This window comes from Clostridium senegalense JC122, from assembly GCF_000285575.1.
In the GTDB taxonomy this organism is placed as follows: domain Bacteria; phylum Bacillota; class Clostridia; order Clostridiales; family Clostridiaceae; genus Clostridium_J; species Clostridium_J senegalense.
Map to the genome: position 1 here is coordinate 751,316 of NZ_HE611050.1, position 14,431 is coordinate 765,746.

At 28.5% G+C, this 14,431-nt stretch carries 11 protein-coding genes and 1 other RNA gene; all 12 read right to left on the bottom strand.

Annotated elements, in window-relative coordinates:
* Window positions 1–205: 205 nt before the first annotated feature.
* Window positions 206–386, bottom strand: a non-coding RNA gene (ssrS, locus tag CSGHG_RS22490) — 6S RNA.
* 139 nt (window positions 387–525) lie between these two features.
* Window positions 526–2,316 (bottom strand): aspartate--tRNA ligase, encoded by a 1,791-nt coding sequence (gene aspS / locus CSGHG_RS04150; protein WP_010292945.1) that lies wholly within the window; start codon window positions 2,314–2,316, stop codon window positions 526–528.
* Window positions 2,317–2,569: 253 nt separating this feature from the next.
* Window positions 2,570–3,823: a histidine--tRNA ligase gene (hisS, locus tag CSGHG_RS04155; protein WP_010292947.1), complete on the bottom strand. Its 1,254-nt coding sequence runs from the start codon at window positions 3,821–3,823 to the stop codon at window positions 2,570–2,572.
* A gap of 12 nt (window positions 3,824–3,835) precedes the next feature.
* The gene (locus CSGHG_RS04160; RefSeq protein WP_010292948.1) at window positions 3,836–5,284 is read right to left on the bottom strand and encodes a coproporphyrinogen III oxidase; all 1,449 of its coding nucleotides are present in this window, start codon (window positions 5,282–5,284) and stop codon (window positions 3,836–3,838) included.
* 27 nt (window positions 5,285–5,311) lie between these two features.
* Complete coding sequence (locus tag CSGHG_RS04165) at window positions 5,312–5,917, bottom strand: MBL fold metallo-hydrolase (protein ID WP_010292949.1); 606 nt, start codon at window positions 5,915–5,917, stop codon at window positions 5,312–5,314.
* Window positions 5,918–5,936: 19 nt separating this feature from the next.
* Window positions 5,937–6,392 carry a D-aminoacyl-tRNA deacylase gene (dtd, locus tag CSGHG_RS04170; protein ID WP_010292950.1) on the bottom strand — a complete coding sequence of 152 codons (456 nt, stop codon included), beginning with the start codon at window positions 6,390–6,392 and terminating at the stop codon, window positions 5,937–5,939.
* A 20-nt stretch (window positions 6,393–6,412) separates the two neighbouring features.
* Window positions 6,413–8,590, bottom strand: a complete 2,178-nt coding sequence (locus tag CSGHG_RS04175) for a RelA/SpoT family protein (RefSeq protein WP_010292951.1) — start codon at window positions 8,588–8,590, stop codon at window positions 6,413–6,415.
* Between the two features lie 352 nt (window positions 8,591–8,942).
* Window positions 8,943–9,461 carry an adenine phosphoribosyltransferase gene (locus CSGHG_RS04180; RefSeq protein WP_010292954.1) on the bottom strand — a complete coding sequence of 173 codons (519 nt, stop codon included), beginning with the start codon at window positions 9,459–9,461 and terminating at the stop codon, window positions 8,943–8,945.
* Between the two features lie 289 nt (window positions 9,462–9,750).
* A complete protein-coding gene (locus tag CSGHG_RS04185; RefSeq protein WP_010292957.1) occupies window positions 9,751–10,671 on the bottom strand; it encodes a DHH family phosphoesterase in 921 nt (306 codons plus the stop codon).
* Window positions 10,672–10,827: 156 nt separating this feature from the next.
* Entirely contained in the window at window positions 10,828–11,697 is an 870-nt protein-coding gene (gene secF / locus CSGHG_RS04190; RefSeq protein WP_010292959.1) for a protein translocase subunit SecF, read from the bottom strand.
* A 1-nt stretch (window position 11,698) separates the two neighbouring features.
* Window positions 11,699–12,943 (bottom strand): protein translocase subunit SecD, encoded by a 1,245-nt coding sequence (gene secD, locus CSGHG_RS04195; protein ID WP_010292961.1) that lies wholly within the window; start codon window positions 12,941–12,943, stop codon window positions 11,699–11,701.
* Window positions 12,944–13,036: 93 nt separating this feature from the next.
* Window positions 13,037–14,410: a thioether cross-link-forming SCIFF peptide maturase gene (scfB, locus tag CSGHG_RS04200; protein ID WP_010292963.1), complete on the bottom strand. Its 1,374-nt coding sequence runs from the start codon at window positions 14,408–14,410 to the stop codon at window positions 13,037–13,039.
* Window positions 14,411–14,431 lie beyond the last annotated feature (21 nt).

The window sequence follows — 14,431 nt, forward strand, 5'->3', positions numbered from 1 at the left end:
AGAATCCAATACAGTACCTGTTATTGGCTTGCAGTTCTGCAAAACACTCTTAGCCAACCTAATAGTATTAATAATTTTCATGTTTAAAATACGTTGTTTTAATTGGCCTCTACAATAAACTGTTATCAAATTTTTATATACTGAATAGTTTTTATTTATTTAGTATAAAAAAAAGGTTACATAAATGCAACCTTTAATTCTTTAAATTAACCCCACTATGCCGTCTCCAAGGCGTATTTGAACCCGTACTACCACGGGTGGAATCCTCCTTTATTTTTCTGGTACTTAAGTCGTACTCAAGTCAACACTCCAAATAAAGAGCAGTGATTCCTATTGTTAAAATGTTGGCTCAATATAGGCCTTTTCCACGCACACAGTAGGAAAATTAATTCAACTTATAACTATATTATATACTAACAATACTATTTTTTCAAATATTTATTAATACTTTTTAACAAAATTTATTATACTTTTATTTTGTCCACAATTTTGAAATATATGCTCAATTCATAATTTCTTTTAATATTAATTTTCTTCTTTTTTCACGTCGGTTTTAATACATAATTCTTGTAACTGTTTATCATCAACAAGATTTGGAGCTTCACTCATTGGACAATATGCATTTTGATTTTTAGGGAATGCTATAACATCTTTTATGTTATCTGTTCCAGCTAAGAACATAACCATTCTATCAAAACCATATGCAAGTCCGCCATGTGGAGGTGGTCCATATTTAAATGCTTCTAATAAAAATCCAAATCTCTCCCATGCACTTTCTTTACTAAATCCTAAAAGCTCAAACATTTTTTGTTGAAGTTTAGTATCATGGATTCTTATACTACCTCCACCAAGCTCTTCTCCATTTAAAACTATGTCATAAGCTTTAGCTCTAACTTTTAAAGGATCTACATCTAAAAGTTCTAAATCTTCATCCATAGGACATGTGAACGGATGATGTAATGCTACATGTCTTTTTTCTTCTTCATCATATTCTAATAATGGGAACTCTGTTATCCAAACAAAATTAAATTCATCATTATCTTTTAATATTTCAAGCTGTTTTGCAATTTCTAATCTTAATGCTCCTAATGATTGCAATACTACACTATCTACATCTGCAACTATTAATACTAAATCTCCAACTTTAGCTTCTGCAGCATTTAATAAATTTTGCATCTCTTCTTCACTAAAGAATTTAGCTATTGGTGATTTAATTTCTTCTTCTTTATATGCTATCCATGCTAAACCTTTTGCTTTATAAGTTTTAACAAATTCTCCAAGCTTATCTATTTTTTTTCTACCCATATCTGAAGCGCCTTCTACTGTTAAAGCTCTTACAGAACCACCATTTGCTATTGCATTTTTAAATACCGCAAATTCACTATCTTTAACAGCATCTGTGATATTTTTTATCTCCATACCAAATCTTAAATCTGGTTTATCAGAACCGTACTTTTCCATAGCTTCCTTAAATGGCATTCTTTTTATTGGAAGTTGCACGTCTATTCCTTTTATTTCTTTAAATACTTTTTTAATCAATCCTTCGTTTAACGCTATTACATCATCAACTTCTACAAATGACATTTCTAAGTCTATTTGTGTAAATTCAGGTTGTCTGTTTGCTCTTAAATCTTCATCTCTAAAACATTTTACTATTTGATAGTACTTATCAAATCCTGAAACCATAAGCAATTGTTTAAATATTTGTGGTGATTGTGGTAATGCATAAAACATTCCAGGATAATTTCTACTAGGAACCAAATAGTCTCTAGCTCCTTCTGGAGTACTCTTAGTTAACATAGGCGTTTCCATCTCTAAGAAACCATTTTCATCTAAATAATCTCTAACAATTTTATTTGCTTTATTTCTTATCATAAAGATATTTTGCATATCTGGTCTTCTTAAATCTAAATATCTATATTTTAATCTTATATTTTCCGCTGCATCTAGATTTTCCTTTATATATATTGGAGGAGTTTCTGATTCAGATAATATTTTTATACTTTCACCTTTTAACTCTACCATTCCAGTTGGAATATTATTGTTTGGAGATTCTCTTCTTACAATTTCACCAGTTACAGCTATACAATACTCTGGTTTAGCTAAATCAGCTTTTTCAAAAGCCTCTTTATTTATTTCCTCTCCAAACATTACTTGTAGTATACCAGTTCTATCCCTTAAGTCTATAAAAACTAGACCACCTAAGTTTCTTTTTCTTTGGACCCATCCCATTACAGTAACCTTTTGAGAAACATGTTCCTCTCTAAGTTCACCGCACATAATGGTTCTTTTAAGCCCATTTAATGCTTCTCCCATATTTGTACCTCCTAAAAATTACTTATCCTTTATGTATAGATATACAAAAAAATTATTAAGTATTTATAACATAAATTTTATTCCGGTTATAACTCTAATAGCTATAACTTCATTATATGGGTTTCCCACCTAAATTTAAATTTACTTAGATAAGAAACCCATTTAAAATAACAATTTAAACTCAATTGGTTTTATAAAATTGAAAACCTTCTAGTTATAAATTAAGAATTTAACTTCTATTCCTAATGGCAAACTAATTATTTTTAATTATATTTGATATATCATTTATATTATCCAAACTAAGTTCAAATTGATTTCCATCATCCATTCTTTTTAGCTTGAATTTTCTATTATTTATTTCTTCTTCACCTAAAACTGCTGTAAAACTTGCTCCAATTTTATTTGCAAATTTCATCTGTGCTTTAACACTTCTTCCAACATGATCACAATCTGCCTTTATTCCTACATGTCTTAAGGAATTAACAAGTTTAACAGCCTCTATTTTAGAACTTTCCCCCATTGAAACAATATAAGCATCAATATAGTTTGGTTTTGGTATTTCTATACCTTTTTCTTCAAGAGTTAATAATAGCCTCTCCATTCCCATACCAAAACCTACAGCAGGTATATCCTGACCACCAATTTCTTTAATTAAGCCATCATATCTACCACCACCACAAAGTGTAAATCCATTATCCATAACTTCAAATATAGTTTTAGTATAATAGTCTAAACCTCTAACAACCATAGGGTCTACAATATAGCTAATTCCTATAGCCTCTAAATATGTTTTTAAATTTTCAAAGTGATTCTTACATTCATCACATACATAATCTAATGTTATAGGTGCATCTTTTACAATTTCTTTACATGCTTCAACTTTACAGTCTAATATTCTTAATGGATTCTTTTCTAACCTACTATGGCAAGTTGGACATAATCCTTCTTTTTTTAACTCTAAATATTCTTTTAATGCATCATTATATTTTTGTCTACAATTTGGACATCCTAAATTATTTATATGAAGCTCTAATCCTTCTATTCCAAAGTGTTTATAAACATCCATAATTATACTTATTATTTCAGCATCTACCGAAGCCTGTTGCGAACCAAAAACTTCAACACCAAACTGATGATGTTGTCTTAATCTACCCTTTTGCATTTTTTCATATCTAAATGCTGGTGTAAAATAATATAATTTTGTTGGTTGCGCATCTGCATAAAGTGCATTTTCAACAAATGCTCTAACAGCTGGTGCTGTGCCTTCAGGTTTTAATGTTATACTTCTTCCGCCTTTATCCTCAAAAGTATACATTTCCTTTTGAACTATATCTGTTGTTTCACCAACACCTCTTTTAAACAAATCTGTACTTTCAAACATTGGAGTTCTTACTTCTAAACAACCGTATTTAGCAGCTATATCTCTCATTAAATTTTCTACATAATGCCACTTATACACTTCTGATGGTAATATATCTTTAGTTCCTTTCGGTGCTTTAAAGTTCATGAAATTCCTCCTTTATACTCCATAAAGAGATTCTAATAAATTTATTTTCTTTTCTATCATCTCATCTATTCTTTTTATATATTCTCTTACATCTTTTACATTTCCAAAGCGCTCAATTCTATTATCATTTAAAAAAACAACTTTTGAAACAGCATCTGCTCCTAATGCCACAATTGTTTGTTTTTCTTCTATCATCTGTATATTATATATACCTTCTTTACCATCTTTTGAATATCCTATATTCTCCATGTTCCCTACCATATTCTTTTGTCTATACATATAATATGGATTCATATCAAGTTCCTTTGATAATTGAACAGTCTTTTCATACATATCATTAAGCTCATCTTGACTAGGTATTTCAAATTTCTTATTATTTATTAAATTCTCATAAAGTTTAGATGCTCTTTTAATAGACATACCATGCACTGTTAAACTTTGAGGATTTAACTTTTTAATAGCTTCACAGGTTTTATTTATATTAATTAGATTCTCCCCTGGAAGCCCTACTATTATATCCATGTTTATATTATCAAATCCTAATTCACAAGCTAAATTAAACTTTTCAACTACAGACTCAACATTATGATTTCTTCCTATAACTTTTAGTGTTGAATCATTCATTGTTTGAGGATTTATACTTATTCTTTGAACTTTATATTTTTGCATTGTTAAAAGCTTTTCTCTTGTAATGCTATCTGGTCTACCACATTCAACTGTAAATTCTTTTATATGTTTATTTTCTATAAAAGAATTGTATATATGTTTCATTATATATTCAAACTCTTCATTGTTTACAGCAGTTGGAGTACCCCCTCCAAAATAGACACACTCTATTTTAAGTTCCCTTTTAGTTATATATAAGCTTAGTTCTGATATTTCTTTATGTAATGCTTCTAAATAAGGTTTAACTATATTTTTGCAGCTTGATATTGGGTTAGATGTGAATGAACAATACGCACACCTAGTTGGACAAAATGGCATTCCTATATAAACACTAATAGTTTTTTCATCCTTATTTATTATATTTCTTTCCCATTTTGCAACATCTATACAAAGTTGAGATTTTTCTTTTGATGTAAAATATCTATCATTAAATTCTTTTATAATATCATTTTCACTAATATTTTTTTCCAAAAGTTCTATAGCCTTTTTAGATGGTCTTATTCCAACTAAAGTTCCCCAAACCAAGTTTTTGTTTGTTAAATCAGTTAGAAAAGCAAAAACTGCTTTTCTAACTTCTTCTTTAATTTTATAATTATCATTTATAGTATAATCTTTAATAATATCTTTATGTTTTATAGATATTTTTTCTTGAAAAATATCTATTTTTATATCCTCTTTTTCATCAACAAATTCTATATCACTGAAAGCATAAAATAAATTTATCATTTGAAAAATATCATATCTAAATTGTAAATTATTTAAATTAACTCTTATTTCAGTATCCTTATTATACAATTTTTATCAAGTCCTTTTTCTAAAATTCTATCTCAAAAATGGATTAGTTGCTTTCTCTCTTTCCATTGTAGTTCTTGGACCATGACCTGGGAACACAATAGTATGATCATCTAGTATCATAAGTTTATTTTTGATAGAGTTCATAAGAGCTTCTGTATCTCCACCCTCTAAATCCGTTCTACCTACAGAACCTGTAAATAATGTATCACCTGTGAACACATTATTTCCTATTTTAAATGTAAGCCCTCCTGGCGTATGTCCAGGTGTTTCTATACATTCTATCTCAAAGTTTTTCAACTTAATTTTATCATTTTGTTTTAAGTACATATTTACACCATTAAAGAAAACATCTCCATAGATATAAGTACCTTTTTTCATAAACTTATAATCTTTTTCACTTATTCCTATTTCTCCACCTACAAGTTTGAACAATTCATCTACTCCACCTACATGATCTACATGACCATGTGTTAGAAGAATATATTTCACATTTGCGCCTAATTTACCAATTTCTTTTTCTATATCATCTACATCTCCACCAGGATCTAAAACAACTGCTTCTTTAGTTTCTTCATCCATGATTATATAGCAATTTGCTCCATATATTCCTGCAACAACTCTTTTTATTACCATAATTAACACCCACCTATAACTAAAAGTCTTTTTTACTTTCTAATAGTAATGTTACAGGTCCATCATTTTGTATATAAACCTGCATATCTGCTCCAAATTCACCAGTTTCAATTTTATTTTCACCTAGTTTATTTTTAAACTCTAAAACTAGTTTATCATATAGCTCTTTTGCTTTTTCTCCACCTTGTGCCTTCATAAAATCAGGTCTTTTCCCTTTTCTACAATCGCCATATAACGTAAACTGAGAAATTAAAAGTATACTTCCACCTATATCTTCTACAGAAAAATTCATTTTATCATTTTCATCTTCAAATATTCTCATTCCTAAAACTTTTCTCACTATATAATCTATATCCGCTTCTGTATCCTCTTTACTTATCCCAATAAGAACATTTAATCCTTTTTCTATTTTCCCTATGATTTTATCTTCAACTTCAACTCTAGAATTTTTTACTCTTTGAACTATAGCTCTCATTTTTATCCACCCTATCTAATTTAATTTTTTATTCTATAAACGTCATATACACCATTTAATGATCGTATCTTCTTTTGTATTTTAGTTAATTGCTCTACAGTGGCTATAGATATTTTAACATTTATAATACTTTCTCTAGCCTTTGTTGTTTTTGCATTTATTGATATAATATTTACACTGCTATCATTTATAATTTGAATTATATTTGTAAGTACTCCAACTTTATCATCAGCTTTAATTTGAATTTTTGTCAAATACTCACCAAAATTCTTTTCATCTTCCCAACTTACATCTACAATTCTTTCCTTTTCTTTGTTTTCCAAAGCTATGAGATTTTTACAATCCTTTCTATGTACTGAAACTCCACTTCCTTTAGTTATATATCCTATTATTTCATCCCCCGGCACTGGGTTACAGCACTTAGCAAACCTTACTAATAAGTTTCCTTCCCCTTTAACTTGAATATGTGAAACCCCTTTATTATTTGCTCTAATTTTTATAGTGTTTTTATTTTCAATGGATTTTATTTCATCATCTTTGCTTTGAATCTGACTCTCATTTAAAGACTCTTTAAGTTTATTAACGATATTAGTAGGTATGATTTCATTTACACCTATAGCTGCATATAAATCATCTAAGCATTTTAAATTATATCTTTTTAAAATTTTTTCTAGGGCAGAAGCTTTTAAAATTTCATTTAATGTAAATCCATGTTTTTTACATTCCTTTTCTAAAAGTTCTTTTCCCTTTTCAATACTTTCGTCTCTTTTAGCACGTTTAAGCCATGATTTAATTTTACTTTTAGCTCTATTACTTTTAGCTATGTTTATCCAATCCATTCTAGGCCCTTTAGAATTGGAAGAAGTTATAACATCAACAATTTCTCCAGTTTTCAAATGATATGTTAGCGGTACAATCTTGCCATTAACTTTTGCCCCAGTACACTTATGTCCTATATCTGTATGTATACTATAAGCAAAGTCTATAGGTGTAGACTCATATGGAAGACTTATTACATCACCTTTAGGAGTAAAAACAAAAACTTCATCTGAAAATAAATCTATTTTAAAACCTTCCATAAATTCTTCTGCATCTGAAGTTTCTCCTTGCCATTCTAACATTTCTCTAAGCCATGAAAGTCTTGATTCTAAAGAGTCATTATTATTTGATATGCCTTCTTTATATTTCCAGTGAGCAGCAATACCATATTCTGCTATCCTATGCATTTCATAAGTCCTAATTTGAATTTCAACAGGTTTTCCAAAAGGTCCTATAACTGTAGTATGTATAGATTGATACATATTAGGTTTAGGCATAGCTATATAATCTTTAAATCGTCCTGGTATAGGCTTGTAAATAGTATGAACTATACCTAAAGCAGCATAACAATCGCCTATATCATCTACAAGCACCCTAACTGCAGTTAAATCAAAAATTTGATCTATTGTTTTATTTTTCTTAACCATTTTCCTGTATATAGAATAAAAGTGTTTTGGCCTACCTTCTATTTCAGATTTAATTCCAACTTTATCTAAATTATCTTGTAAATTTTTAATTATATTCTCTATTTGAACTTCTCGCTCTGCCCTCTTTTGGCTTATTTCTTTTACAAGTTCATAATATTCTTTCTCATGTAAATATCTTAAAGATAAATCCTCTAGTTCCCATTTTATTTTAGATATCCCTAGTCTATGTGCTAATGGAGCATAAATATCTAATGTTTCTTTTGCTTTTTCTTTTTGTTTAGCTTCTTTTTTAAATTTTAAAGTGCGTAGATTATGTAACCTATCCGCAAGTTTTATAAGTATAACTCTTATATCTTTTGCCATAGCAAGAAGCATTTTTCTTACATTATCAGCTTGTTGCTCTTCCTTAGTTTTATATTTAATTTTACCTAATTTAGAAACCCCTTGTACTAAATCAGCTACCTCAACACTAAACATTTGGCATATATCTTCATATGTATAATCTGTATCTTCTATAACGTCATGTAGAAGTCCAGCTACTATAGTTGATGTATCTAGACCTAATTCTGCCAATATACAGGCTACCTCTAACGGATGAATTATATAAGGCTCACCGGATTCTCTCTTTTGCTCTTTATGTGCTTCAAAAGATAATTCAAAAGCTTTACGAACTTCTTCTATATCAACATTTGTACAATTTTTATTTATTTTATCCAATAACTTTTCTAGCATCTAGATTACACTCCTAAAACTAAAGGCTGGTTAAGTAACCAGCCACTATTTTTATCAATGATATTATTATATAATAACAATTTTATTAATGCAATTTGCTTTAAACATTTTATAGAAATAATGTCAGCTTTTATTTATAATATCATCTTTATTATTAATGTAGGGATACAAACTTGAAATTAAATTTATTCAAGAACTTAAAAATATTTTCATTCAAAATTCAGTGTTGAGTTTTGATACTTATGAGATTGTATAATTCCTTTAAATATTTAAGTTTTAAAATAAATAGTTTTTAAAGCTTACTTGAAACCCTGCAATTAAGCTGTTAATTTTTATAAATACCATTTTAAGATTAAAGGTTATATTGTACTAAAGACATTACATCATAGTCTTTTATCTTTTCTTTTCCATTTAGTTCTGTAAGTTCAATTACAAAATCTAAAGAAACTACTTCTCCACCCATCTTTTCAACAAGGCTTGCCACTGCAGAAACAGTTCCACCTGTTGCTAATAAATCATCTACTATAGCTACTCTTTGACCTTTTTTTATAGCATCTTTATGAATTTCTAATGTATCACTACCGTATTCTAATCCATATTTAGTGTTATATGTTTCATATGGTAACTTACCTGGCTTTCTACATGGAATAAATCCAACTCCTAGTGCATAAGCAACAGGCACTCCAAATAAAAAACCACGAGCTTCTGGTCCAACTATCAAATCCACATTTTTATCTTTTAAATGTTCTACAATTTTGTCTATGGTGAACTTTAAAGCCTCTCCATCTCCAAGCAAAGTCGTAACATCTTTAAAACTAATTCCTTCTTTAGGAAAATTATCTATAACTCTTATTTTTTCTTTTAAATTCATTGTCGTTTCCCCCTTTTTATAATTTATCATATTCTTAGAATTTAAATTATCTCAAAATCCTAAAAACCACAAATATACCTTGCTAAATACAATACATCAAAACAAAATGTTATTATGTCCTGTATTTATATATTAAACTGTATATTTAAACTATAATTAACCATCACCAAAATTATACATTTAGTATATATAAAATATGATATTTTATTCATTTAAATATTACTTAATAACAGAACATATAAAACATTATACAAACTCTCATTTTTTTAATTAATATAGTGAAAAAGCCTCAACTTTCAGGATATATAAACATTTTAATTACACCTTTATATAAGTTATACAAAGATTTTTGATTTACTATTAAAATTCTGCTTTTTACTTTTTTTATTTCATTATACAGATATTTAGATATCTGTTTTGCTCTATGTTTTTCATTAGTAGTAAATAATTCTATAGCTATTCTTGCATTATCTATTCTTCCCATAGCGTTAGTCCTTTGAAATATATCCATCGTCAAATTATTATGTATAAATTCTTCTATGTCATCTACATTATTATCATCAATTAAAGCTCTTATACCATAATTATTACTACATTCTAATTGTTTTAATCCTTCATTCACTATAAAACAGTTCTCACCAATAACAGGCACTCCTTTAGATATAGTCCCTAACATAACAAGATCTATGTACTTATTTATACAAGTCATTTTATAATATTCTGATACAGTTTGTACTAACTTGTAAGCTACTCCAGATGCTGAAAGATTCTTAAATGGATAGTTGCATCCCTCTTTATTAGGATTTATAACAACAACTTCATCATAGCACTTACAATCTTTATGATAATCTGTAACAATAATATCTATATCCAGGTCCCTGCATAGTTGAATTTCTTTTTCTGAGCTTACAGTAGAACCTACAGTTATTATCAGATCTGCACCTAAGTACTTTATGTAATTTTGTATATCATTATCTTTTAAATTTCTATCTTCTCTAATTTCATTAGGTTGAAAATACTCCACATCAGCATTTAAGTATCTTAATACTAATATTAAAAGCGAAATTGCAGTAATACTATCAAAATCATAATAACCATAAATTACTATTTTTTCTCTCTCATTTATCGCTTTTATTATTCTTTTAAGAGCACTCTTCATACCTTTTAGCAATAGAGAATTATAGGTATTTTTAACGTAGTGTTCATCCATAAACATGCTCCTCCAAAACAATAGAAAACAACTAATATTATAATTTAAAATCTATAACATTACAAATATTTTTGTAAAAAAAAGCAGGAGATATGCCTTTTTTTTCACAAAAAACCTATCCCCCATAATATATATTATATTTTTTTGCAATTTATGTTATATTTTTGCTGCTTTTTTTCTATTTTTTAAGATAACCCAAATTGGACTAGCTATAAATATTGATGAATAAGCTCCCATAGCTATACCAATTATTAATGGTAATGAAAATTCTCTTATGCTTGGAACAAATACATACACTGCAGTTATAGTAAATAATGTTGTAAGTGCAGTATTTATAGATCTAGATAAGGTTTGATTTATACTTATATTTGCAATCTCAGAGATTTCTACTTTTCTCATTTTCTTTGAATTCTCTCTAATTCTATCAAATATAACTATTGTATCATTTATAGAATATCCTATAATAGTAAGTATTGCCGCTATAAATGGTGTATTAACAGGTATTCCTAAAACTGCATAAACTCCTACAGTTATTAAGACATCATGTACTACTGCAATTATTGCTGCTGCTGCAAAATTAAATTCAAATCTAAACCCAATATATATAAGCATAGCCACATTTGCAACTATAGCAGCTATAAATGCTTTCACTTTTAGTTCTCTACCAATAGTTCCACCTAGATTTTCTTTGTTTAAAATTGCTGAATCATCTAATGAAAATTCTTTTTTCATATCTTCAATTAAATTATCAGTTGTTTCATCTGTAAGTACACCTTCTTGAACTATTATTTCAAGTTCTTTTCCATTATCTACAACTTTAGTAGCATATTTATTTTTTGCATATTTTTCTAATATTTCATCAGCTTTATTCTTCTCAAATTTATCATTTAAAGCTATATCTATAATTGTACCACCTGTAAAATCTATACCATAATTTAACCCTCTAAATACTACTGTACCCATTCCTACGATTATCAGTATAAGGGATATAGTAAACCAAATTTTAGTTTTTTCTATAAATTTCATTTTAATTTACCCCCTTTTTAACGCCAAAGTGGGATGGTTTATTAAGAATACCAATATTCACTGCCATATTTATTAAGAACTTTGTAACAGTTAAAGCAGTAAATATACTTATTACTATACCAATTACAAGCGTTAACCCAAATCCTTTAACTGAACCAGTTCCTATTATATATAAAGAAACAGCAGCTATTATAGTTGTTATATTCGAGTCTAGTATAGTTGCTAAAGCTTTACTAAATCCAGATTCAACTGATGATTTTACTGATTTTCCAGTTCTTAATTCTTCTCTTATTCTCTCAAATATAAGTACATTAGCATCAACAGCCATACCTACTGTTAATAAAAATCCTGCAATACCTGAAAGAGTTAATGTTACTTCAAAGATAGCAAAAGCATATAATAACAGACATACATATAATACAATGGCTAATGAACATATAACGCCAGGACGCTTATAGTATAAAGACATAAATATCATAACAAAAGCTATGCCAACTACAGCTGCTTTCTTGCTCAATCCTACAGCTTCCATACCAATAGTTGGTCCTACTGTTTTAACAGAAAGAGTTTCAACAGGTACTGGAAGTGCACCAGATTTAATTATATTAGCTATTCTTGTAGCATCTTCTAAAGATTTCATGCCGGTTATAACTGCTTTTCCGTCAGTTATCGCTTGATTTACTTGAGGATTAGTTAGAACCTCATCATCCATTGATATTGCAATTTGTTTACCTACATTTTTAGTTGTAGCATCTGCAAATTTTTTAGTTCCTTCATCATTAAATTCTAATCCAACTACCGCTTTTCCTTCATTGTCATATTGAGCAACTGCATTTTTTACATCTTTTCCTGAAAGAATTATATTTTTTTCAGAGTCTGTAAACTTTAAATCGCCTGTTTTTCCAACAGTATCAAGTACAGATTTTGTGTCAAATTGACCTGGAATTTCAATTCTTATTCTTTTTTCCCCTTCACGAGTTACTGAAGTTTCACTGACTCCTAATTTATTTACCCTCATAGAAATTAATTCAATAGTTCTATTAATAGTGTCTTTATCTACTTTATCAGATTTTATCTCCATAAGTATAGATGAACCACCTTGAAGATCAAGACCTTTATTTATGGACTGTCCAAAAGATTTGAATCTATATCCAAAGGCTTCTGCACCAAAGTATCCAATATATGCTAGCAAGGCTATAATTACCACAGCGCCAATAAATAAGGACACACTTTTACCTCTCTTCATGTCTATCCCCTTTCTTACATTAGTAAATTTATGTTTTTTCCAATGTTATTTATTATATATCTTCCAAAATTCATAGTCAATCACAATTTTGGATTACTTTTCTTCCATTTCCATAATTTTAGTCTTTAATGCTATAGCACACTCAACTCTCTTTTTCTGCATTTCACAACCAATTTCATATGGTATATGCATATCACCATTAAAATTGAAGTTATTTGCTTGACATCCCCCGCTACAATAAAATCTAGCCCAACATTTTTTACAAGTTGGTTTGTTATATATATGAGCCTCTTTAAATTCTTGAACTATTTCATTTTTCTTTATTCCATCATATATATTTCCTATTAAATAATCTTCGTTTCCTACAAATTGATGACAAGGATAAATATCTCCATCTGGAGTTACTGCTATGTACTCGTGTCCTGCTCCACATCCAGATATCCTTTTATATACACAAGGACCACCCTGAAGATCTATATTAAAATGATAGAATCTAAATTCTTTTCCTTCTTTATGTCTTTTTAACATTTCTTCATATAATTTATCATATTGTTCAAATATTGTTGGTAAATCTTCTTTTCTTAAAGAAAGTTCGTGTTCATCTGGAAGTACAACAGGTTCTATAGAAATTTCATCAAAACCTAAATCTGCCATATGTTTTACATCTTCAAAGAAATCTGTATTTTCTCTTGTAAATGTTCCTCTTGCATAGTAAGATTTAGATTTATCTCTCATATCTACCATAGATTTTATTTTAGGTAAAATGCTCTCATAACAGCCTGAACCATCTACTCTAACTCTTACTTTATCATTGACTTCTTTTCTACCATCTATACTTAAAACTAAGTTACCCATGTTTTCATCTAGATACTTCATATTTTCTTCATTTAAAAGTGTTGCATTTGTTGTCATTGTAAATCTTATATTCTTATTATGAATTTTTTCTTGTTCTTTTGCATAATCTACAATTTCCTTAATTTGTTCAAATGCCATTAATGGTTCTCCACCAAATAAATCTACCTCTATATTTTTTCTTGGTCCTGAACTTTGGATTACAAAATCTATTGCTTTTTTGCCTACTTCTGGAGACATCGCTTTTCTACATCCATGATATTCACCTTCATCTGCAAAACAATATTTACATCTTAAGTTACAATCATGAATTATGTTTAGACACATTGCTTTAACATATGATTGCGCTTGTCCACTTTTTTTTGCTATATTTTCATATAAATCTAATGAATATAACATTCCTTCACTTACTAATTCTTTTAATTCGCTATAAACTTCTTCTATACTTTCTACAGAATATTTATTTTTAAAATCTTCAACTAATTCTTCTTTACTTCTTAATTTGTTTTCATCTAAAAGATCATAAACTAATTCGTCAACTACGTGAACCGCTCCTGAGTTTACATCTATTACATAGTAATCATTATCTTGTTTAAATTTATGAATTAACGCCATTTTATTCCTCCTACTAAACAC

Coding starts and splice junctions, on each gene's coding strand:
- aspS (WP_010292945.1), bottom strand. CDS start 2,316: ATGGGAGAAGCATTAAATGGGCTTAAAAGAACCATTATGTGCGGTGAA.
- hisS (WP_010292947.1), bottom strand. CDS start 3,823: ATGAACTTTAAAGCACCGAAAGGAACTAAAGATATATTACCATCAGAA.
- CSGHG_RS04165 (WP_010292949.1), bottom strand. CDS start 5,917: ATGGTAATAAAAAGAGTTGTTGCAGGAATATATGGAGCAAATTGCTAT.
- dtd (WP_010292950.1), bottom strand. CDS start 6,392: ATGAGAGCTATAGTTCAAAGAGTAAAAAATTCTAGAGTTGAAGTTGAA.
- CSGHG_RS04175 (WP_010292951.1), bottom strand. CDS start 8,590: ATGCTAGAAAAGTTATTGGATAAAATAAATAAAAATTGTACAAATGTT.
- CSGHG_RS04180 (WP_010292954.1), bottom strand. CDS start 9,461: ATGAATTTAAAAGAAAAAATAAGAGTTATAGATAATTTTCCTAAAGAA.
- CSGHG_RS04185 (WP_010292957.1), bottom strand. CDS start 10,671: ATGGATGAACACTACGTTAAAAATACCTATAATTCTCTATTGCTAAAA.
- secF (WP_010292959.1), bottom strand. CDS start 11,697: ATGAAATTTATAGAAAAAACTAAAATTTGGTTTACTATATCCCTTATA.
- secD (WP_010292961.1), bottom strand. CDS start 12,943: ATGAAGAGAGGTAAAAGTGTGTCCTTATTTATTGGCGCTGTGGTAATT.
- scfB (WP_010292963.1), bottom strand. CDS start 14,410: ATGGCGTTAATTCATAAATTTAAACAAGATAATGATTACTATGTAATA.